The 20,432-nt window shown below is 69.0% G+C and carries 25 protein-coding genes; 11 read left to right on the top strand and 14 right to left on the bottom strand.

Annotated elements, in window-relative coordinates; all coding sequences use genetic code 11:
- Positions 1–70: 70 nt before the first annotated feature.
- Together P1L40_RS04740 and P1L40_RS04735 are read right to left on the bottom strand one after the other, a co-directional pair.
- Positions 71–1,033 (bottom strand): WD40/YVTN/BNR-like repeat-containing protein, encoded by a 963-nt coding sequence (locus P1L40_RS04740; protein ID WP_284010174.1) that lies wholly within the window; start codon positions 1,031–1,033, stop codon positions 71–73.
- 257 nt (positions 1,034–1,290) lie between these two features.
- Positions 1,291–2,133, bottom strand: a complete 843-nt coding sequence (locus P1L40_RS04735) for a molybdopterin-binding protein (RefSeq protein WP_284010173.1) — start codon at positions 2,131–2,133, stop codon at positions 1,291–1,293.
- Between the two features lie 140 nt (positions 2,134–2,273).
- On the opposite strand from P1L40_RS04735, the gene P1L40_RS04730 reads away from it, so the two are divergent.
- Both P1L40_RS04730 and P1L40_RS04725 read left to right on the top strand, forming a co-directional pair.
- Positions 2,274–2,615: a DUF7977 family protein gene (locus P1L40_RS04730; protein ID WP_379773060.1), complete on the top strand. Its 342-nt coding sequence runs from the start codon at positions 2,274–2,276 to the stop codon at positions 2,613–2,615.
- Between the two features lie 65 nt (positions 2,616–2,680).
- Positions 2,681–4,423 (top strand): histidine kinase N-terminal 7TM domain-containing protein, encoded by a 1,743-nt coding sequence (locus P1L40_RS04725; protein WP_284010172.1) that lies wholly within the window; start codon positions 2,681–2,683, stop codon positions 4,421–4,423.
- 1 nt (position 4,424) lies between these two features.
- Here the strand turns inward: P1L40_RS04725 and P1L40_RS04720 are convergent, their stop codons facing one another.
- The 4 genes from P1L40_RS04720 to P1L40_RS04705 form a co-directional block, all read right to left on the bottom strand.
- Complete coding sequence (locus tag P1L40_RS04720; RefSeq protein WP_284010171.1) at positions 4,425–5,123, bottom strand: SDR family NAD(P)-dependent oxidoreductase; 699 nt, start codon at positions 5,121–5,123, stop codon at positions 4,425–4,427.
- 59 nt (positions 5,124–5,182) lie between these two features.
- Positions 5,183–5,743, bottom strand: a complete 561-nt coding sequence (locus tag P1L40_RS04715) for an NUDIX hydrolase (protein ID WP_284010170.1) — start codon at positions 5,741–5,743, stop codon at positions 5,183–5,185.
- Positions 5,744–5,769: 26 nt separating this feature from the next.
- Positions 5,770–6,417 (bottom strand): helix-turn-helix domain-containing protein, encoded by a 648-nt coding sequence (locus P1L40_RS04710; RefSeq protein WP_284010168.1) that lies wholly within the window; start codon positions 6,415–6,417, stop codon positions 5,770–5,772.
- Positions 6,418–6,512: 95 nt separating this feature from the next.
- On the bottom strand, positions 6,513–6,788 hold the full coding sequence (locus P1L40_RS04705) for a DUF7553 family protein (RefSeq protein ID WP_284010166.1): 276 nt from the start codon (positions 6,786–6,788) through the stop codon (positions 6,513–6,515).
- Between the two features lie 92 nt (positions 6,789–6,880).
- Here P1L40_RS04705 and P1L40_RS04700 point away from each other — a divergent pair, with 92 nt between their 5' ends.
- The 4 genes from P1L40_RS04700 (at position 6,881) to P1L40_RS04685 (ending at position 9,431) form a co-directional block, all read left to right on the top strand.
- Positions 6,881–7,297, top strand: a complete 417-nt coding sequence (locus P1L40_RS04700; protein WP_284010165.1) for an SRPBCC family protein — start codon at positions 6,881–6,883, stop codon at positions 7,295–7,297.
- Between the two features lie 60 nt (positions 7,298–7,357).
- A complete protein-coding gene (locus P1L40_RS04695) occupies positions 7,358–7,657 on the top strand; it encodes a CGCGG family putative rSAM-modified RiPP protein (RefSeq protein ID WP_284010164.1) in 300 nt (99 codons plus the stop codon).
- Positions 7,657–8,724: a radical SAM protein gene (locus tag P1L40_RS04690; RefSeq protein WP_284010163.1), complete on the top strand. Its 1,068-nt coding sequence runs from the start codon at positions 7,657–7,659 to the stop codon at positions 8,722–8,724. Before P1L40_RS04695 ends, P1L40_RS04690 begins: the two co-directional genes overlap by 1 nt.
- A gap of 65 nt (positions 8,725–8,789) precedes the next feature.
- Positions 8,790–9,431: a helix-turn-helix domain-containing protein gene (locus tag P1L40_RS04685; RefSeq protein ID WP_284010161.1), complete on the top strand. Its 642-nt coding sequence runs from the start codon at positions 8,790–8,792 to the stop codon at positions 9,429–9,431.
- Here the strand turns inward: P1L40_RS04685 and P1L40_RS04680 are convergent.
- The 7 genes from P1L40_RS04680 to P1L40_RS04650 all read right to left on the bottom strand — a co-directional run bounded on the left by P1L40_RS04680 (position 9,428) and on the right by P1L40_RS04650 (position 14,709).
- Positions 9,428–10,591: a hypothetical protein gene (locus tag P1L40_RS04680; protein WP_284010160.1), complete on the bottom strand. Its 1,164-nt coding sequence runs from the start codon at positions 10,589–10,591 to the stop codon at positions 9,428–9,430. The two genes, P1L40_RS04685 and P1L40_RS04680, sit on opposite strands and share 4 nt — an antisense overlap.
- A gap of 1 nt (position 10,592) precedes the next feature.
- Positions 10,593–10,823, bottom strand: coding sequence for a DUF2249 domain-containing protein (locus P1L40_RS04675; protein WP_284010159.1), 231 nt, complete (start codon positions 10,821–10,823; stop codon positions 10,593–10,595).
- A 24-nt stretch (positions 10,824–10,847) separates the two neighbouring features.
- Positions 10,848–11,006, bottom strand: a complete 159-nt coding sequence (locus P1L40_RS04670; RefSeq protein ID WP_284010158.1) for a DUF7560 family zinc ribbon protein — start codon at positions 11,004–11,006, stop codon at positions 10,848–10,850.
- A 36-nt stretch (positions 11,007–11,042) separates the two neighbouring features.
- Positions 11,043–11,552, bottom strand: coding sequence for a GNAT family N-acetyltransferase (locus P1L40_RS04665; protein ID WP_284010157.1), 510 nt, complete (start codon positions 11,550–11,552; stop codon positions 11,043–11,045).
- Positions 11,553–11,744: 192 nt separating this feature from the next.
- Positions 11,745–13,049, bottom strand: coding sequence for an aspartate--tRNA(Asn) ligase (gene aspS, locus P1L40_RS04660; protein WP_284010156.1), 1,305 nt, complete (start codon positions 13,047–13,049; stop codon positions 11,745–11,747).
- A gap of 35 nt (positions 13,050–13,084) precedes the next feature.
- Positions 13,085–14,020: a phosphotransferase family protein gene (locus tag P1L40_RS04655; protein WP_284010155.1), complete on the bottom strand. Its 936-nt coding sequence runs from the start codon at positions 14,018–14,020 to the stop codon at positions 13,085–13,087.
- The gene (locus P1L40_RS04650; protein ID WP_284010154.1) at positions 14,017–14,709 is read right to left on the bottom strand and encodes an HAD family hydrolase; all 693 of its coding nucleotides are present in this window, start codon (positions 14,707–14,709) and stop codon (positions 14,017–14,019) included. Before P1L40_RS04650 ends, P1L40_RS04655 begins: the two co-directional genes overlap by 4 nt.
- Before the next feature lie 101 nt (positions 14,710–14,810).
- Between P1L40_RS04650 and P1L40_RS04645 the strand changes: the two genes are divergently transcribed.
- From P1L40_RS04645 to P1L40_RS04635, 3 genes are all read left to right on the top strand, one after another.
- Positions 14,811–15,296: an Lrp/AsnC family transcriptional regulator gene (locus tag P1L40_RS04645; protein WP_284010153.1), complete on the top strand. Its 486-nt coding sequence runs from the start codon at positions 14,811–14,813 to the stop codon at positions 15,294–15,296.
- 147 nt (positions 15,297–15,443) lie between these two features.
- Positions 15,444–15,905, top strand: coding sequence for an NAD-binding protein (locus P1L40_RS04640; protein ID WP_284010152.1), 462 nt, complete (start codon positions 15,444–15,446; stop codon positions 15,903–15,905).
- A 2-nt stretch (positions 15,906–15,907) separates the two neighbouring features.
- A complete protein-coding gene (locus P1L40_RS04635) occupies positions 15,908–18,109 on the top strand; it encodes an APC family permease (protein ID WP_284010151.1) in 2,202 nt (733 codons plus the stop codon).
- A 146-nt stretch (positions 18,110–18,255) separates the two neighbouring features.
- On the opposite strand, the gene P1L40_RS04630 is transcribed toward P1L40_RS04635, so the two are convergent.
- The gene (locus P1L40_RS04630; protein WP_284010150.1) at positions 18,256–18,975 is read right to left on the bottom strand and encodes a phosphoglycerol geranylgeranyltransferase; all 720 of its coding nucleotides are present in this window, start codon (positions 18,973–18,975) and stop codon (positions 18,256–18,258) included.
- Positions 18,976–19,126: 151 nt separating this feature from the next.
- Here P1L40_RS04630 and P1L40_RS04625 point away from each other — a divergent pair, with 151 nt between their 5' ends.
- Both P1L40_RS04625 and P1L40_RS04620 read left to right on the top strand, forming a co-directional pair.
- Complete coding sequence (locus P1L40_RS04625) at positions 19,127–19,846, top strand: DUF547 domain-containing protein (RefSeq protein ID WP_284010148.1); 720 nt, start codon at positions 19,127–19,129, stop codon at positions 19,844–19,846.
- Between the two features lie 37 nt (positions 19,847–19,883).
- On the top strand, positions 19,884–20,285 hold the full coding sequence (locus tag P1L40_RS04620; RefSeq protein ID WP_284010147.1) for a Rieske (2Fe-2S) protein: 402 nt from the start codon (positions 19,884–19,886) through the stop codon (positions 20,283–20,285).
- The last annotated feature ends 147 nt before the right edge of the window (positions 20,286–20,432 follow it).

The following is a 20,432-nucleotide window of genomic DNA, read 5'->3' as shown; positions in this document are numbered from 1 at the left end:
GGTGTCTAGTCCGGGTCTCGATCGAGCGTGGCTGGAGGGCCGAACGAGTCCGTCGTGCCGTAAGGCTGTCCTACCGTTCGACGATGGTTCCGCCGGCGCCGACGGCGATGTCGGTCTCGCCGCGGACGACGGCTTTCAGGTTCTGGCCGCTCGGGGTCGCCTGCTGGGTCCACTTCTCGTCGAGGTCGTACACTTTCCCGCCGCCACCGACGGTGAGGCCGTCGCCGTCGTCGTCGGTGACCTCGATGTCACGCAGACCGGCGTCGCCGGTGTCGGCGGGCGTCCACTCGACGCCGTCCCAGTGGAAGATCATCCCGCCGCCGCCGGAGATCCACACGTCGTCGAAGCCGTCCGAGTCGACGCCGTAGAAGTTGACGTTGGCGTCGGCCAGTCCGATCTTGTCCCAGGTCGCGCCGTCGGCCGTCCGGAAGACGCACTTGTTCCCGTCGACGATGTGTCCCTTCCGGTCGCCGAAGAAGTCGACGGCGTTGATCGCGGAGCCGGACCCGGGCGTGACGTACTCCCAGGTCTGGCTGGCGCCGTTCTCGAAGGAGTAGTACAGCTTCCCCGAGTCGCCGGCGACGTAGACGTTGGCCTCGCCGGCCTGTCCGGTGACCGACACGTCGTTGAAGTTGTTGGTCACGTCCATCGGGGCGCTGTGGTCGGTCAGGACGCCCGACTCGACATCGTACTCGCCGATCGCGCCCGAGGAGCCGACGAACCACAGGCGCTTGCCGTCGTCGGTCACGTCCGCGCCGTAGAGGCTGTTGCCGTTGCCCGTCGGGCCGCCGTCGACGATCTTCTGCCAGCCCAGCGGCGTCCGTTCGAGGACGACGCCGCCACCGCCGACCGCGTACGCGCTCTCGTCGGTGTACTCGACATCGTGGAGCGTGTTCCCCGTCGGCGACTCGACGGCGGTCCAGGGCGACTGGGCGGCCGCCGACCCCGAGAGGGCCGTGATGCCCGTCGCCGCGGCAACTGTCGCTCCGATACCCTTGAGCGCACCACGTCGCGTCGCAGTTCGATCGGACATTGCATGCTCACCTGGTGGGTGGAAGCAACTTGAAGGGTGATCGAAGTTAACGCGATTTAGTCGGTTTAGAGACCTCATGCGGCCGATTTTCCGGCGGCTCGGTCGCTGAGCGCCGAAACCGGCGGCGGTCGGGTCGGCCCGTCGCTCAAGCAGTTCATAGCGTCTCGCTTCACTCGTTTTACGAACCGCCGGTTCGATTACGACGTTTTATTCGTTTTACGCGGTCGATTTCGACACGGAGAACCGTCCGAACGGCGCTATTCGAGTTCGGCGACGAGCGCCGGGGCTTCGGCCGCGACGACCGCCTCGACGGCACGGTTCGCCAGTCTCCGCTCGCCGGGAAGACAGAAGATCGGGCTCGAACCGGTGATCCCGGCGGTCGTTCGGACACCGACGACACCGGTTCCGGCCTGGTAGAACAGGAGGTTCCGGACCACTTCACCGAACCCCGGCAGGACCTTCTCGAACAGCGGGTGGACCGCTTCGATGACCACGTCGGACTGGGCGACGCCCGTCCCGCCGACGGTGACGATCGTCTCCACGTCCGGGCGTGAGACGAGTCCGTCGACCGCGCTCTGGACCTCGTCGTACCCGCCCGCGAGTTCGCGGGTCACGGTGACCGTGTGGCCGGCGGCGACCAGACTGTCGGTGAGCCGGTCGGCCGTCGGGTTCGGGTCGCCTTCGGGGGTCGTCGCGTCGCCGACGGTGACCAGAGCCACGTCGACCGAACGCGAGGGCGTCTCGGACGCCGCGCTCGGTTCCCGGGTCGCCGATGTCGGGGAACCGCCGGCCGGCGCCGATCCGGGGGGTGTGACCGACCCCTCGGTCTCCGGCGGGGTGCTCGCGGGGCCTGTCTCGGGCGAGTCGACCTGTGTCGACGCTTCCGCTTGCGGCTGGTCCCCGCCCGGCTCCGAGTCCGTCCCTGGGCCGGTGTCGCGTGCCGACTTCGCCGGCTCCGAGCCGTCGTCGGTCGACGCCGCCGTCTGGTCTTGCTCCGCCGTTGCCTCCCCGTCCGCCTCCTCGGAATCAGCTGCCTCGTCGGCCTCGTCGGCCGCCTCGCCTGCCCTCCGGCGGGTGTCCCTGGACTGGAAATCGACCATGCCGGTACGTGGATGGCGCCGGGTAAATACTCGGGGGCCAGTCCGGGGCCGGACCGCCAGCGTTTTGCGGCCGCTGGCCCGACTGCGTGGTATGTCCAGTCCCGACCGCGGCGCCAGGACCGTCACCTGCTCCGTCCGTCATGAGTGACGACGCCGCGAGCGACCGTGTCACCGTCGACAGCGACGGTTCGGTGACGGTCACCGGCGACGACGAGGCCGGGTACGAGCGGCCCAGCGGCGAGCCGCCACGGCAGGCCGAACCGACGGAGGGATTCGGTTGGCACGGCTGGGTGCTCGTCGGCCTGATCTTCGTCGCCTTCCTGGTGATCCCCGGGATGATCCTCTTTCTCCCCGCGGCACAGGGAGTCGTCGCGTCGCTGGGGCTCACACTCCGGGACGCCTATCTCGTCTTGCCGCTGGTGCCGGCGCTCGTCCTCGGGGCGGTCGCCGTGTGGTCCGCACTGCGTTCCCGCCGATCCTGACCGCAGTATCAGAGCTTGTAACCTCGGGGAACGATTTATACTGGGGTTCGATCTACCATCGGTAGATGCTCCTCTCGGTCGTCCTCCTGGCGGCCGTCCTCGGGATGTGTGTCGCCTTCCTGGTCTGGCTCCACCGCGACCGCCCGGGTGCGGGTCCCCTCGCCGCGTTCGTCGTCGCCGCGAGTTTCTGGGCTGTCGCCCACGGTCTCGAACTCGCGGTCCCCGACATCGACACGATGCGCTGGCTCTTCCAGGTCCAATTGACCCTCTCCGTAGTCGTCCCGGTGGCCTGGTTCGTGACCGTCATAGAGTACAGCGGCCGCCCGGAGTGGCTCACCCGGCGGCGACTAGCGCTCCTGTTGGTCGAACCGGGCGTGTTCGTCACGCTCGTCTGGTCGAACCCGGGCCACCGGCTGATCTGGGACGGTGGCACGACGACGCTGCTGGGCGGGACGAGCGCGCTCGTCCCAGAGTGGACGCTGCTGTACTGGGGCCATCTGGTGTACATCCTGGCACTGATACTCGCCGGCGGCGTGTTGCTGATCCAGTCGATGCTCCGGGCCAACGAGTCGTTCCGGGGCCAGATCGTCGCCCTGTTGCTCGCGATCACCGCCCCGACGGTCGCACACGCGCTGTACGTCCTCGACACGGTGCCGACGGAGTTCGACCCGACGAGCCTGGGCTACGTCGTCTCCGGGATCGTCCTCTCGGCGGCGCTGTTGCGCGGGCAACTGCTCGATGTCGCGCCGGTGACCCGTGACCTCGGGCGGGAGGCCGTCTTCGCCGAGATGGACGATCAGGTGATCATCGTCGACGAGGCCGGCCGTCTCGTCGATGTCAACGACGCGGCAGCCGCCCTGTTCGACCGCGATCGAAACGAGATCCAGGGGCAGCGACTGGCCGAGTTGGTCCCGGCGCTGGCGGCGACGGTCCCGGACGCCGGGGAGTCGGCACAGGCGGAGACGGAACTGCAACACGACGGTGCGGTGAACTACTACGACGTGCGTGTGACGCCGCTGTACCGGGCCTACGGCGTCGTCTCCGGCCACCTCGTCAGCCTCCGGAACGTCACCGACCGCCGCCAGCGCGAACAGCGCATCGATGTCCTCAACCGCCTCCTGCGGCACAACATCCGCAACGAGATGAACGTCGTCCGGGGCAACGCCGACCTGCTCGTCGGAGAGGTCGACGACGACGCCCGGGACCGGATCGAGCGCATCCGCGAGACGGTCGACACCGTCGTCGACCGGAGCAACAAGATCGGTCGGGTCTCGGAGGCGCTGGAAGACGAGTCGGTCCGGCCCGTACGACTCGCGAGCGTTTTGACGCCACTCGTCGAACGCGCCCGCGAGACGTATCCAGAGGCGGACATCTCCCTGACCTGTGACGACGATGTCTGGGTGTCGGCCGCCCCGTCGCTCTCGATCGCCTTCGAGGAACTCGTCGACAACGCCGTCGAACACGGCGGCCCGGCGGCCGAGAACCCCGGTCCCGGAACGACGCCGGCGACCGGGCGAACGGACGGCGGCAGTGCCGGCGTCCACGTCGACATCGATGTCGGCTACCGCGCGGAACCGCCGAGAGTCTGTGCCACCGTCGCGGACGACGGACCGGGGATCGACGCCCACGAACGGGAGGTGATCCAGGCGGGCGAGGAGACGCCCCTCCAGCACGGCTCCGGCGTGGGCCTGTGGCTCGTCGCCTGGGTCGTCCGCAGCGTCGGGGGCACCCTCTCGTTCAAGGACGGCCCGGGCACCACCGTCGCGGTCGGGCTCCCCGCCGCGAAACCGCCCGAGGCCGTCGACTGACTCACCAGGGCTTCGGTTCCCGGTCGCGCCAGAACTCCCCGCTCGGGGCCTCGGGTCGGAACCGCGCGAGCCACACCGGGGTCTCGGCGCCTTTCTCGGGTGTCCGCGGGGCGCTCCCCTCGGTCATGTCCGTCCGGACGTAGCCGGGACACACCGAGTTCGCCAGCAACCCGTCGCCGCCGTACTCGCCGTCGAGATAGCGAGTCAGGCCGTTCAGTCCCGTCTTCGACACCCGGTAGGCCGGCATGCCGCCCGACTGGCGTTCGGTGATCGCACCCAGCCCCGAGGAGACGTTGACTACGCGTCCCCCCGGGCGGTCGAGCAACAGCGGGAGCGCATGTTTGGTCAGGACCATCGGCCCCCAGAGGTTGGTGTCGAGCGTGCGGTCGATGGCGTCGGTCGGCATCTCGGCCAGCGACTCGCGCGTGTCCATGACGCCGGCGTTGTTGACGAGCACGTCGAGCCGGCCGGTTTCGGCCTCGATGCGGTCGACCGCGCCGGCGATCTCGCCGTCGTCGGTCACGTCGAGTTCGATCGCCCGCCGGTCCGTCGCCGCCACGTCCGCCGGGTCCCGTGCTCCGGCGTACACCGTCGCCCCGTGGCCGACGAGGCCGTCGGCGATGGCCTTCCCGATCCCCCGCGTCGCGCCGGTCACCAACGCGACCTGACCGTCGAGACTGTCGTACAGCGAGACGTTCATGTCCCGAATAGGCAGTCCGTCTTGAAAAGCCGGCCGACGGCACGGAGTTCCGGAGCGCGTTACCGTTCCTCGTCGCGCCGCATCGCGATCTCGAACCACGGGCAGAGTCGCAGTTGCCGGTAGTACTCGGGGTGTTCCCGCAGGCGCTCGTAGGGGACCCACATCAGGCCGTCGACCTCCTCCGGGTTGGGGTCGAGCGAGGTGTCGTGCAGCGTCGCCTGCAAGACGGCACAGACCTCCCACTCCAGGCCGGCGTTCTCGTAGTAGCGCTTGTACTCGAAGCGGTCGGTGACCCGCAGGTTCTCGTACTGATCGGGCGAGATTCCCAGTTCCTCTTCCAGTCGCTCCCGGGTCGCTTCGACCTGCGTCTGGCCCTGGACGGGGTGGGAGGCGACGGTGCCGTCCCAGTGGGTGTCCCAGAGGCGTTTGCCGGCGGCCCGCTGGGCCAGCAACACCCGGTCGTCCTCGTCGAACAGCAGTGCGGTAAAGGCGCGGTGCCGGACGCCGTCGCCGGTGTGGGCGTCGAGGCGGTTGACCAGCCCCTCCTCGTTGTCGTCGGCGTCGACCGCGATGACATCCTGCTCGGCGTTCTCGTGTACCTCGGCCGCGTCGTTGCTCATTGTCAGTTCACTCACAGCGGGGATTCTTACGCGCTTCGACTCGGCGCGGCCTCCAGTTCCGAGACGAACCGCTTGAGGACTTGCTCCTCGGCCCGGTGGAGCGTCTCGCTGCAGGTCGACTTCGCGATCCCCACCGTCTCGGCCAGTTCGGTCAGCGAACAGCGTCGCGGCGTGTCGTAGTACCCCTCCGAGACGGCCGTCTGGACGAGTTCCCGCTGGCTCTCGGTCAGCACCGGCTCCTCGGTGACGTGTTGCTGGACCTTCTCGACGGTGAACGGGATCCCGAACTGGTCGAGTTGCTCGCCCAACTCCGAGAGCCGTTCCTGCGGGGCCGTGATCTCCCAGATCGCCTGCCCGTCCTGGAGCGTGAACGGCATCTCTAGGGGGATCCCCGACCCCTGGATCGGGAAGAGCAACAGCGGCGTCGACGTTTCGAACTGGATCAACGCGGTGTCGCCCGTGTTCGAGAGGATCTCCATCGAGGTCACCGGGTCCCGGGACTCGATGTCCCCGAGGACACCCGGCAGGTCCTCGGTGGTCACCTCCGCGAGGCCGACCCCGGAGTCCTCGTCCGGGAGCGCGGCCAGGACCCGGACCGTCACGTCGTGCTGTCTGGAGACATCGCCGATCCAGATGTCGTCGGGCACCGTGAGCGTGAGTTCCGCGCGTGGCATCGTTCTCACCCGAATATATTCGGCGGAGCGCCAGACCAGTGTCGCCGAACATGTTCGGTTCGACGGCTTGGTTTATAAGTGCCGTGGCTCACGGTTCAGACCGGCTCCAGCAGCCGACGGTACTCGTCGAGCGCCTCGCGGGCGCGCCGGAGCCGTCGCGCGCGCCGGTCGTGAGCCTGTTCGGCGAGCTGTCCCAGCGAGTACCTGAGCCGTGCGATCTGTCCGGTGTCGGGGTCGTGTGGGTGTTCTTCGGCGAGGTACCACAGCCGGGCCGCCACGTCGTCGAGGCGCTCCTCGATGCCGGAGTCGGGTGGGGTCTCGATCGCACACAGGACCTCCCGGTTCGCCCGAAGGAGTGGACGGCGGCGCACGGAATCCAGTAGGCGGTCGACGGCAATGAGCGTCGAGCCGGACATGTTCGGTCGTGGCGAACGCTTATCCCGTCGGGCGGTCGCCATCCGATATGGAACGCGTGTCGGTGGCACGAACCTTCGACGCGACACCGGAGGCGGTCCGGGAAGCGATGGCCGACCTGGAGGCGTTCATGCTCGGTGCCGGCTTCGACGACGTGACCGTCGAGGACGACACCATTATCATCAACAACCGCGTGGGGCTGTTCGACATCGAACTCGTCCTGGCGGTCGTCGACGACGCGGACGCAGCACTGGCCTACGAGCAACGCGACGGCGTCTTCGAGTCGATGCGGACCGAGTACCACGTCGACAGCGCCGGCGACGGGACCACGGTGACCGCGACCACCGAGTACGCCGCCCTGGACCTGGCCGTCGTCGGCCAGTTGCTCGACTCGACGGTCGTCGACCGCCAGCGCCGGAAGGAACTCGACGCGCAGTTCGACTGGCTGGAAGCCCGACTCGACTGACGGCGTTTCCCGAACATGTACGGGACAGGACGGACCCGCCGGGCGGGCCAACCTCCGGGTATGAGCCACGCCCACGAGGACATCCCGCCGGTGACCGACACTGTCCACGACAACTCCTGGTCGGCGAACCTAGAGCAGCCGAGCCACGCCGACGACCGGGACCTGGTGGTCGAACAGGCCATCGAAGCCGTCGACCACACCACTGCGGGCAACCACGTCAACCTCGTCACCCACGGGGACCAGGGACATCCGGAGACGTACCTGTTCGCCGAACTGACGGCAGCGTTCGGCGACGACATCGACATCGAGTACGTCCAGCAGTGTGGCTGTGGCGGCCACGTCACCCGGGTGTTCGTCTGATGTACGGTGACATGGACCTCACCGAACGGCCGCTGGTCCTGATCTGGGAGCTGACCCAAGCCTGTGAGCTGGCCTGCAAGCACTGTCGGGCCGACGCCCAGCCACGGCGCCACCCCGAGGAGCTGACTACTGCCGAGGGGAAGGCCCTGCTCGACGACGCCCGCGAGTTCGGCGAGGGACAGCTGGTCGTCCTCTCCGGTGGTGACCCGCTGGCGCGGGACGACGTGGTCGACCTCGTCGACTACGGCACCGACCAGGGGCTCAGGATGACCCTGACCCCGAGCGGGACCGCTTCGGTCACTCGCGACGCGCTCACGGACCTCTCCGAGGCCGGGCTCCGGCGACTGGCGCTCTCGCTGGACGGCGGTGACGCCGTCGCCCACGACACCTTCCGGGGCGAGAGTGGGAGCTACGAGGCGACGATGGACGCGGCCCGAGCGGCCGACGACCTCGACGTTCCGCTCCAGATCAACACTACGGTCTGTGCGGAGACGGTCGACCAACTGCCGGCCATCCGCGAGCGCGTCGCCGAGTTGGGCGCCGTGCTGTGGTCGGTGTTCTTCCTCGTGCCGGTGGGCCGCGGCCGGGTCCTGACGCCCATCTCCCCGGCCCGCGCCGAGCGGGTCATGGAGTGGCTCCACGAGGTCAGCGACGAAGCCCCCTTCGGCGTGAAGACGACCGAGGCACCCCACTACCGCCGGGTCGGGATGCAACAGGCCGAGGACGGCGGGCCGACCCGGCGGATGGGCGTCCGCGCCGGCAAGGGGTTCGCCTTCGTCAGCCACACCGGCGAGGTGTACCCCTCGGGGTTCCTCCCGGAGTCCGCGGGCGATGTCCGCGAGGACAGCGTCGTCGACATCTACCGGGACGCGGAGCTGTTCCGGTCGCTCCGTGACGACGACGCCCTGTCGGGGAAGTGTGGCGCCTGTGAGTTCCGCGGCGTCTGTGGCGGGAGCCGCTCGCGGGCGTACGCGACGACCGGCGATCCGCTAGCGGCGGACCCACTGTGTGACTACGAACCGCCGGGGTACGACGGCCCGGTCCCCGACCAGCACCCGGCCGATTGAGGGGGTTTTTCACCCACTGGGAACGCGCGACCCCCGTTTTATGCCAGTGGTCCCCACAGTCAGGTATGAGCGACTCGGGTATCAGGGTCGAACTGGCAGTCGACTCCCCCGGCGCCTGTCCCGTGGCGGACGTGACCGAGGAGGTCGGCGCGTCGGTGACCGACGTGTCACGGTCCAGCCCACAGGGGGGACAGGTCGTCGAGGAGTTCACCACAGACGGCGACGCCGACGTGGTCGAGGCGTATCCGGGCGCAGAACAGGTGTTCGCGGCGGGCGACGGCGGGCGCTACCGGTTCGAGCGCGACCGGACCGACTGCGTCTGTGAAGCCGTCGAGACGTTCTCCTGTCCGATCGCCGACATCCGTGCGGTCGACGGGCGGCTCCTGTTGACGTTCCACGCGCCCGATGTCGACCGGGTCCGGGCGATCGTCACCCGACTCAAGGACCTCTACGACGGTGTGTCGCTGCGGTCGCTGCGGCGGGACGGCGAGCAGACCGCCATGGACACCGCCGTCGTCGACCGGAGCAGGCTCACCGACCGTCAGCGCGAGGTTCTGGAGACGGCCGTCGAGATGGGCTACTTCGAGTATCCGAAAGGGGCAAACGCGGGCGAGGTCGCCGAGGCGCTGGACATCTCTGTCTCGACGTTCGCCGAGCACCTGGCGGCGGCCCAGACGAAGCTCCTGGAGTCGATCCTGGCCGACTAACGCCGGCGAAACGCCGCGCCGAGCAGCCAGCAGTACAGCACGGCGCCGGCGATCCCGGTCGCGGCGCCCCCAGTCACCAGCAGCGAGTGACCGCTCACGAGGCCGAGTAGCTGTCCCCCGAGTCCGACACCGAGCAAACCGATCACTCCCCCCGCGGTCCGGTCCGTCGACAGCCGGGAGCGCCCGACCGTGGGCGGATAGAACTGGAACGTCGCACCGACGATCGTCAGCCCGAGGAAGCCGGCGAGCATCGTTCTGTAGTGTGCTCGGACGAGCGCGGGGTCCCGTCCGTCGAGGACCGCCATGACCGCCAGTCCGACGCCGACGGCGCCGTATCCGACGGCTCCGAGCACCGCGTAGAACCCGATCCGGCGACGATCCGAGCGACGGAACAGGGCGACGTACGCGACGGCGAACCCGACGACGGCGAGCGCTTCCAGGACGCCGCCGAGAAGCAGGAGCCACCGGTCGAACAGGCCGCCGGCGAGCAACGCCGGCGCGAGCGCACCGGCCGGGAGGACGAGTCGGACCAGCGACCGGGGTGGCTCGGCGACGAGGAACCGGGGGAACAGCCTGAAGCCGACGCCGAACACGAACAGCGCGGCCGTCCCGGCGCCGAGCAGATGCGAGACCTGCGCCGCGACGAGCCACCGGCGGCCGACGGTCGGGAGCGCCACGGCGACCGCCGCGGCCGCCAGATACACCAGCGCAATCGGGAGGACAGCGTTAGCGAGCCTGTCGACCGGCTGCCGGTGGGTGTTCGCTCCGCCGGTGCCTGTCTCCGCTCCCGTCGGGTTCGTCCGGACGGTCCAGCCCACCGCTCCGACGAACACGGCGACACCGAGCGCCCAGCAGACGCTGCCGATAGCGCCAACCCACCCCGGAGCGACGGGCGCAAGCGCCAAGCCGACGGTCCCGAGGACCGACAGCGGGAACTGCGCGGCGGGTGCCTGCGGGACCGAGAGATCACGGTCGAAGTACGCCGGGACGAGAGCGTACGCCTTCCCGAACAGGACGTGCAGGACGAACCCGTACAGGCCCAGGACGACGACGAACCGGCGACCTGCACCGGTCGCTACTGCGAGGTGAAAGGCCAGGAAGAAGCCGGCGCCGGCCGCGACGAGCCTGCGGGCCCAGCGTGTGACCCGCGGGTCGCTCATCTCACGCCGGACTGATGTGGACGTGCCACTCGTCGTCGTCGACTCGCTCCGTTTCGTGGGTGAACCCCTTGGACTGGAGCGCCTCGTACAGCGGCACCGGCTCGAAGCTGTTGATCAGTTTCAGAGTCTCGCCCTCGTCGAGGTCGTCGAGCGCGCTCATGATCCGTCCGAACGGTTCGCCGTCGATGGTTCGGACATCCAGCGTCCGAACGTCACGCTGTTCGGGAGCCATGCGTGAGACAACGGCTGCTGCCGGTCAGACGCTTGTCCCGAACGTGTTCGTCGCGGTGAACGCCGCCGTTCCGACGCGTGCGCCACACACTGCACAGCCGGCGTCGAGCAACCGTTCGCGGGCGCCCGAGTCGACGGTGACGGCCGCGCCACACTCCGGGCAGGTGAACCGATACGTCGACATCGGTATCGGATGGTCCCGCGACGGGAACAAAACCGCTCACCCATCGTTCTGTGGGTCTTCAGGGGCGAGCCGTCGCGCCATCGCCACGAACGGGACGGTCACGCCTTCGATCTCCCGGTCGGTGGTTCCGGTCCGCTCGTAGCCGTGGCGCTCGTAGAACCCCACCGCGGTGAGCGAGGAGGTGAGTTCGATCCGCTCGATGCCGGCGAACTGCGCGGCGGTCTCCAGTTGCTTCAGCAGCGTCGTCGCGATTCCCGCGCCGGCGTAGAACGGGCTGACGAACAGCGCGTCGAGTCGCTCCTCGGGCAGGTGGAGGACGCCGTACCCCACCACTGTGTCGTCGATCGTCGCCACCCGGATCTCGTACTGGTCGGCCGAGGGCGACGCTTCGAACGCGCCCAGGTTACCCCCGTCGGGCGCCCAGGCCGCCAACTGGTCCTCGTCGTAGCGGTCGTCCTCGATCCCGAGGATCGCCGCACGCTTGACCGACAGCATCGTTCCCGCGTCGCCCGGTCTGGCCTTGCGGAACTGAACGTCGTCACCCACTGCCGGCTGTCAGATAGACGAACTGATAAACGTTCCGTCGTCACGAGCCCTCACACCGTTCGGGCTCTCTCCATCGACTCAGCCGCTGGCGATCCCGCGGGAGCTCGACAGTTGCGCCGTCGCCTATGGCGACAGGCGCTGTCGGTCCTGCGAGACTCACTGCGTTCGTCTCGCTGGCTCCCAACGTCTTCCTCAGGGACTCAGACGTTGGCGATCCCGCGGGAAGAGAACTGCTTCCCGGATGTTCTCTAGGCCGAGCATCGTCATGATGAGCCGTTCACCACCGAGGCCCCAGCCGGCGTGTGGCGGCATGCCGTAGCGGAACATCTTGGTGTAGTACTCGAAGGCCTCGGGGTCGAGGCCCTGCTGCTCGAAGCCGGCGACGAGGTGGTCGTAGCGGTGTTCACGCTGGCCGCCGGAGACCAGTTCCATCGACGGGTGCATCATGTCGAAGCCCGTCGAGACCTCCTCGTCGTCGTCGTGGTCCTTGATGTAGAAGGGCTTGATCTCGCTGGGCCAGTCCGTGATGAAGTAGTGCTCGCCGACCTCCTGGCCGAGGACGTGTTCGGCCTCCGTCGAGAGGTCGTCGCCCCAGACCAGCGGCTCGTCGAGTTCGCCGGTGGCGTTGATCTTGTCGAGAGCGTCCTGGTAGGTGAGCCGCGGGAACTCGCCCTCGGGCGCCGCGAAGTCGTCGGCGAGATCCAGCGCTTCGAGCTGGTCCTGACAGTTCTCGGCGACGGCCTCGTAGGCCGACTTGACGACGTGTTCGCAGGCGTCCATCGCCTCGGTGTGGTCGAAGAAGGCGGACTCGAAGTCGATCGACGTGGCCTCGTTGAGGTGCCGGGGCGTGTTGTGTTCCTCGGCGCGGAAGATCGGACCGATCTCGAAGACCCGTTCGAGGCCGGAGCCGACCATCAGCTGCTTGAACAGCTGCGGGCTCTGGTTCATGAACGCCTCGCGGCCGAAGTACGTGATCGGGAACAGCTCGGTGCCGCCCTCGGTCCCCGTGGCGACGATCTTGGGCGTGTTGATCTCCGTACAGCCGATCTCGCGGAAGGCGTCCCGGACCGCGCGCAGCACTTCGGCACGGATCTCGAAGATGGCCTTGATCTCGGGCTTGCGCAGGTCGAGCGTCCGGTTGTCGAGTCGGGTGGGCAGTTCGGCGTCGACCTTCCCCGAGGGGTCAAGCGGCAGTTCGGGGTCGGCCTCGGAGATCACGTCGACCGATTCGGGCGTGACCTCGACGCCGGTCGGGGCGCGCGGTTCCTCCTCGACGGCGCCGGTGACCGAGATGACCGACTCCCGGTGGACGTTCAGCCCCGTCTCGACGAGGTCTTCGTCCATCTCGTTTTTCTCGAACTTGACCTGGATCTTACCGGTCGTGTCCCGCAGGATGAGGAAGGCGATACCACCCAGATCTCGGAGTTCGTGGACCCAGCCGGCGACGGTGACCGTCTCGCCGGGCTCGGCGTCCGCTGTGTAGGTTCGGTCGTCCATATTCCCCCGTTTGGGGGGATGGACTTAAACTCCGTTTATTCACTCTCGCCGGCGTCCAGCCACTCGGTCATCCACGCCCGGTGGATCGCGACCGCCGCCTCGCCCGTCCGCTCGGGGTAGTGTGGTCGGGTCACCACGCCCTGCGAATCCACTGCGGCGGTGACGACGGCGGCTAAGCGGTAGGCCCGCGGAACCGCCGGGAGCGGACGCACTGACCGATAGCCGGCCCGGAACGCCGACCGGAGCGGGTCGGGGTCGGTCCCGTACCACCGCGTGACGAGGTGTTCGGTCTTGGCGATCGACAGCGCCGGATCGGCGGCTCGCGGGTCGCCCCAGTCTAGCACCGCCGCGAGGTCGCCGCCCGAGACGAGCGCGTTCCCCGGACGGAGGTCCCAGGGGAACAGCCGCGGCCGGCGGGTCCGCTCGGGCGGGTCGAGCGCCGCCAACAGCGCCGGCCGCAGGTCGTCGAAGGGACCGGGAAGCGCCGTCAGGGCGTCCTCGGCGGCCGCCGTGAACGCCTCGGCGGGCGCCAGCCCGGCCGCGACCAGCGACCCGTCGCTCTCGACCGACAGCGACCCCGCAGACTCGAAGGGAAACGCCGCGTGGAGCCGTGCGAGGCCGATCCCGAACCGCCGGGCGAGGTGCTGTCGCCGCCCGGCGGGCAGGCCGACGAACCGCTCGTGGAGGTCCGCACCGTCGACGTGCTCGGTGACCAGATACCCCCGGCCCCCGAGCCGACCGTGTGCCAGCAGCCGCGGGACCGGCACGCTCGTCCGTTCGGCGACGGCGCCCAACAGCACCGCCTCCGTGTGGATCGCGTCGGCGTCGTCGGCCAGTTGCACGACGACGGCGGGGTAGTCGGTGTAGCGGGCGACGGTTGTCTCCTTGTGGTTGCCCTGTCTCGGCCGCTCGATCGTCTCCGGGGAACGGGTCGGGACGACACGCCGGAGGACCCGCTCGCTGTCGGTCACGGCTGTTCGGCGTGCTCTGTCCGCCCCAACACTCCGACGAGGTCACCGATGTCGTTGAGGACGTACTCCGGCCGGTACCCCTCGCTGTCGCCCGGCGACCGCGGACACCAGGCCGCCTGGAGCCCGGCGCCGTGGGCGCCCGCCACGTCGTAGGAAAGCGAGTCGCCGACGTACAGCGTGGCTTCGGGGGCGATCCCGAGCGTCTCGCACACCTCGACGAACGGCTCCGGGTGTGGCTTGCGCCGCGGGCGGTCGCCGGCGTAACAGACGGTGTCGACGCGGTCGGCGAGCCCCAGGGACTCGACTTTCGGGCGCTGGCGGCGCGCGGGGCCGTTGGTCAACAGGCCGACGGGGCCGTGCTCTCCGGCGGCCCGCAGCGCCCGGTCTGCCCCCTCGCGGAACGCGACGGCGCTCCGGTCGACGGTGTCGAGCAGCCCGGCGGCCAGTTCGTCGGCCGGGACCTGTCTGTGACCGTGCTGGGCGCCGAGTCGGCGAAAGCCGGCGGCGAGATACGACTGCTCGTCGTCGGGGTCCGGCGGCCCGTCGAGTGCCGCCCACAGTTCCTCGGCGGCGCCGAACTGCGGCAGGTCGACGGCCGCGAAGGCGCCGGCGTACAGCGTCGCCTCGTCCTGGGTGGACTCACACAGCGTGCCGTCCAGATCGAAGACGACGCCGGCTGGCGGTGTCATAGCCGCCGTACGGGCTGCACGGAGAAAGCCGTTCGGTCCCCGCTGTGGCCGGCGGGACGGAACCCTGAACGTTTGTACCACACCCTGCACAACCGGTGGGTATGGCCGACGACAGGACTCCGATCGACGACCTCGACCGCCGGATCATCCACGCGCTCCAGCAGGACGCCCGACACACGACCGCAAGCGAGATCGCCGAATCGTGTGACGTGTCCGCACGGACCGTCCGAAACCGGATCGACCGTCTCGAAGAGCGCGGCGTCATCCAGGGGTACGATGTCGATGTCGACTACGAGGCGGCGGGCTATCAGCTCCACACCCTCATCGTCTGTACCGCGCCGATCCACGAACGCGAGGAGATCGCGCTCCGTGCGCTCGATGTCGACGGCGTCGTCGCGATCCGGGAGGTGATGACCGGCGCCGACAACGTCCACGTCGAAGTCGTCGGTGTCGACAGCAACGACCTCAGTCGGATCGGCCGGGACCTCAACGACGTGGGCTTGGAGGTCGTCGACGAGGACCTCATCCGCAACGAGTACACCCGGCCGTTCCACCGGTTCGCCGCACCCGCCTCCGACGACGAATAGTTCTGTAATAGGACCTAAATCTAATTCTATTTCCGTATCGGAACTAGAAGCTAGGCATTTATCTTTTTCCGGAATCTCTTGTCGGATGAACGGTTCTGAGCCGTCGACGACTTGTCGGCGGCCCCAGGTCGCCGATCGTCTCTACTCATGCTATCCGCACGAACGTTCCGAGACAGGCTCTCAGGGGAACGGGACCGACCGTCGGTCCTCGTCGTCACCGACCGGTTCGCCGGTGCAGTCATCGCAGGGGAACTGGCGGCCACCGCAGCGGTCGGCATCGTCACCGACAGGGAACCCGTCGCTGATCGCGCCGGTGACGTGGACGCGACGGTCGGCGACCCGGCGGCAGTCGAGACACTCGCCGCGGCGAGCGCCGCCGACGTAGCGGGCGCTATCGTCGCCTTACGGAGCGACCGCCGGGCGCTCCTTGTGGCACAACTGCTCCGTACACGGTTCGGGCTCGACCACGTCGTGGTCCTGGTCGGCGACCCCGCTCTCGAAGACGCCTTCGAGGGAATCGCGACGGTCACCGTCTCCGAGGGCGCGGTGCTCGCCGCGGAGGCGTGTGCACAGTTCGAGAACTCGATCGAAGTCACTCATCTGGACTGACGATGCCGAAAGACCTCGAACGCGACCTCGGGCTTCCGGCAGTCATCGCCATCTCGATCGGTGCGATGGTCGGCAGTGGCATCTTCATCCTGCCCGCACTGGCCGTCAAGGAGGCCGGCGCGGGCGTCATCGTCGCGTATCTGCTCGCGGGTGTGTTGGTCCTCCCGGCCGCGGTGAGCAAGGCCGAGATGGCCACCGCGATGCCCGAAGCCGGCGGGACCTACGTCTACATCGAGCGGTCGATGGGCCCGCTGCTGGGAACGATCGCCGGCGTCGGGACCTGGTTCTCGCTGTCGTTCAAGGGCGCGCTCGCGCTCGTGGGCGGCGTGCCCTACCTCGTTCTGGTGTTCGATCTCCCGGTTCGACCCGTGGCGGTCGGCCTCGCGGCGCTGTTGATCGTCGTCAACATCGTCGGCGCCGAACAGACCGGCCGGCTCCAGGTCGGGATCGTCGCCGTGATGCTCGCGGCGATGGCCTGGTTCGTCGTCGGCGGCGGGCCGGCCGTCGAGACGGCGTCCTACGGCGGACTCTGGAGCTACGGCGTCGAGGGGATCTTCGCCGCGACGGGGCTGGTGTTCGTCTCCTACGCCGGCGTGACCAAGATCGCCAGCGTCGCCGAGGAGGTCGAGGACCCCGACCGCGTGATCCCGGTCGCGATGCTCGGCTCGCTCGGCATCACGACGCTGCTGTACGTCCTCATCGTCGCCGTCATCGTCGGCGTCGTCCCGCTGGAGACGATCGCCGGGAGTTCGACGCCGGTCGCCGACGCGGCCGACGCGACGCTGGGGGCCGCCGGCGTCGGCGCGGTCGTGCTCGCGGCCCTCCTGGCGCTCGTCAGTACCGCAAACGCGGGCGTGCTGTCGGCCTCGCGGTACCCGTTCGCGATGGCCCGGGACGGGATCGCACCGAGGATCTTGAGCACCGTCAGCGACCGGTTCACCACCCCCGTCAACGCGATCACGCTGACCGGCCTCGTCATGCTGGTGTTGATCGCGTTCGTCGATATCCTCGAGATCGCGAAGCTCGCGAGCGCGTTCAAGATCCTCGTGTTCGCGCTCATCAACGTCGCCTTGATCGGCTTCCGCGAGTCGGAGACGACCGCCTACGATCCCTCCTTCGAGTCCCCGCTGTACCCGTGGACCCAGATCTTCGGCACGGTGACCGGGTTCGCTCTGCTCACGCAGATGGGGACGGTCGCCATCGTCGGCGCGGTCGTCATCGTCGCCGCGAGCGCGCTCTGGTACTTCGGCTACGTCCGCCGCCGTGTCACCCGCGAGGGGGCGATCCGCGAGTCCGTCCGCCGGAGCGTCGGCCAGCAGGCGATGGAGCGGACCAGAACGGCGCTGGCGGAGACGCCGGGCGAGACCGTCCTCGTCGCGCTCCCCGAAGGAGCGAGCGCCGAGAGCGAGCGGTCGCTGGTCACGCTGGCGTCGACGCTGTGTCCCGACGACGGCCGCGTCGTCGTCGTCCAGTTCGACGAGGTTCCCGACCAGACGCCCCTGCGGTACGCCGCCGACGTTCAGTCGGTGACCGACGCCGAGTTCGAGCGCCGGACCGACGAACTCGCGGCCGATGTCGATGTCCCCGTCGAGTACGGCGAACTCGTCAGCCACCACCCCGATCGCGCGGTCGCGAACGCCGTCACCGACCTCGGCGCGACGCTCTTGGTGGTCGACCGCGACGCGACCTTCGAGTCCTCCGTCTTCGGCGACAGTGTCGCCCGGATCGGGGAGAGGGCCGACTGCGACACGCTCGCGGTCAGTGCCGGTGAACTCGCGGACATCGGGACCGTCTCGCTCGTGACCACGCGGGGCCCCTACGACCCGCTGAAGGTCCGGATCGGGGACGCGATCGCCAGCGACACGGGGGCGTCGCTGCGGTTCGTCTACCCGCTCGCCGAGGACAACTCCGGCGAGCAACTCCGCGTCCTCCGAGAGTACCACGACGACCTCGTCGAGGCGTGCTCGGTCCCCACCGCCTGTACGTTCGCCCGTCGCGACGACATCGACGTGGCGGTCTCGACCGACGACCCCGAGGGCAACCTCGTCATCCACAGCTGGGAGGGGGGACTGACCGCTCGTCGATCCGAGCGCGAACGGGCGACGCAGGCGGCGATCGACGACACCGGGCAGGCGACCGTCGAGGTCCACCCGCGGACCGACCACGGCCCGCTCCGCCGCGCGCTCGATCGACTCGTGTTCTGAGTGGTCGTGGCCGTGACCGGGCACGGCTCTCGCGGCGATTCAGACGGGAAGAAGCGGAGCGGACGGATGGACGACCGACCAGCGGAGCGGATCGACGACTGGAACGTGTGTGCTGGGCAGTGAGCCCGTATCGCGGGCGCGGCCGGTCAGCGGTCGGCGGTCGCGGCGTGGGCGTCCCTGGCACCCTCGACGGTCTCGCGGACCGCTTCGACGCCCTCGTCGTGGACCAGGTCGCCGACGACGATGGTGTCGGCGTGCTCGGCCATCCGGCGGGCGGACTCGTAGTCGCCGATGCCGCCGCCGTAGAAGAGGGTCGCGTCGTCGACTGCGTCGGCGGCCGCGGCGACGATCTCGGGGTCGCCCAGCGTCCCGGAGTACTCGACGTAGACGATCTCCTGACCCAGCAGGTGTTCGGCCGCCTCGGCGTAGGCCGCGACCTCCTCGGCGTCGAGATCACAGTCGGCCTGGGTGTAGGTCGCGACGGAGGCCTCTGGGTTCATCACGATGTAGGCCTCGGTGAACGTGCGCGACCAGTCGATCTCGTCGTCGATGCGGATCCACTCCTTGTGGGCGCCGGTGATCCAGGTCACGTCGCCGGCGTTCATCACGACCGGGACGAGATAGCCGTCGTGGCGGTCGCTGTGGACGACTGAGGCGGGGTTCGACGGTTCGATGTAGACGGGGATGTCGTACTTCCCGCAGGCCTCGACGACCCGCTGCATCTTCTCCTCGGTCATCCCGGTCGTGCCGCCGACCTCGATCGCGTCAGTGCCGGTCGCGGCCACGTCTTCGAAGGTCTCGCCGTCGACCAGCGTCTTGTCGGGGTCGATCTTGACGATGTGGTCCCAGTCCGCCCAGTCGCTCATACCGCAGTGACGTTCGTCTGTCGGCATAACGGCTTCGGATGGGCCGGACCAGCACGGTGTGGCCCGCGCGACAGCGCACGCCCACCCGGCCGTGGCCGACGCCGGAGACACCCGCACAAGCCTTTTCGACGGTGGCTCCCTCTCGGGAGACATGCAGCCGACGACGGCGGCGACACCGACCACACTGTCCGCGGATCTCCTGGTCGCCACACGCGTCGGCGACGATCCGGCGCCGGTCCTCTCGGCGTTGGCTGCCCTCGACGAGGCGGCACTGGCTCCCGTTCGCGAGGACCGCCGGACTGCGCTCGCGTTCTGGCTCAACTGCTACAACGCTGGGACGAATCTCCTCCTGGACCGCCGCCCCGGCCTCTACGAGGGCCGGGTCCGCTCGCTGCGCTTCTTCCGCGCGCCGGCGGTCACCGTCGGCGACCACCCGCTCGGGCTGGACGACATCGAGCACGGCATCCTCCGGGGCTCGCGCTCGAAGTTCGGCCTGGGCTACTTGCCGCGCCTGCTGCCCGACAGCTTCGAACTCCGCTACCGGCTGGCCGACCCCGACCCCCGTATCCACTTCGCGCTGAACTGCGGGGCCGCAAGCTGTCCGGCGATCAGGGCCTACGACCCCGCCGCCGTCGACGACCAACTCGACATCGCGACGCAGACGTATCTCGACGCGACCGTGCGCTACGACGCCGACGAGGGGGTCGTTCGCGTCCCCCGTGTCTTCCGGTGGTTCCCCGGCGACTTCGGCGGCAGGGGGGCCATCGTTCCGTTCCTCCGGCGGTACGACCAGCTCCCGGCCGACGCCGCGCCGCGGGTCCGCTATCTGCCGTGGGACTGGACACGGACCGACCCGGCCTTTGTCGACTGACCGCCACGAATTAGCCGTTCGCGTCCCACGTCCCTCTATGCATCAGTTGACGACGGTCGAGACCGTCCACGACGAGGGGTCGTTCCTGTTCACCGCGACCGATCCGTACGGCGACCGCGAAGAGGTCGTGGTCGTCCCCTGCGAGGACGGGGTCGAGGCGTGGGTCAACACCTGTACCCACGAGCAACAGCGCTTCGACACCGGACGGGGCGTCCCGATGCGGGATGGCCAACTCATCTGTCCCCGGCACGGCTCGCTGTTCGACGCCTGCGAGGGCGACTGCGACAATGGCGAGGCCGCCGGGACGACCCTTCCCGGCGTCGACCTCGCAGAGCGCCACGGCACCGTCTTTCTGACGGACGACGACTACGAGTTCCACCACGAGGGCGGGATCGACGACGACGACGGTCCGAGTTCGACCTCGCATCTGCAGTTGTAGGCGGTGGCGGTTGGGGTGGCAGTACGGTTGCTGTGGCGGTAGCTGTCGCGGTTGCGGTGGCCGGGAGCGCACTGCGTCGCGCGTGCCGGGAGACCACTGGTCTCCCGAACCTCGCGGTGTAACCGCGAGAACCCGGGGCAGGGCAGG

Source organism: Haloarcula pelagica, assembly GCF_030127105.1.
In the GTDB taxonomy this organism is placed as follows: Archaea; Halobacteriota; Halobacteria; order Halobacteriales; family Haloarculaceae; genus Haloarcula; species Haloarcula pelagica.
This window is presented reverse-complemented; position numbering and strand designations above follow the sequence as displayed.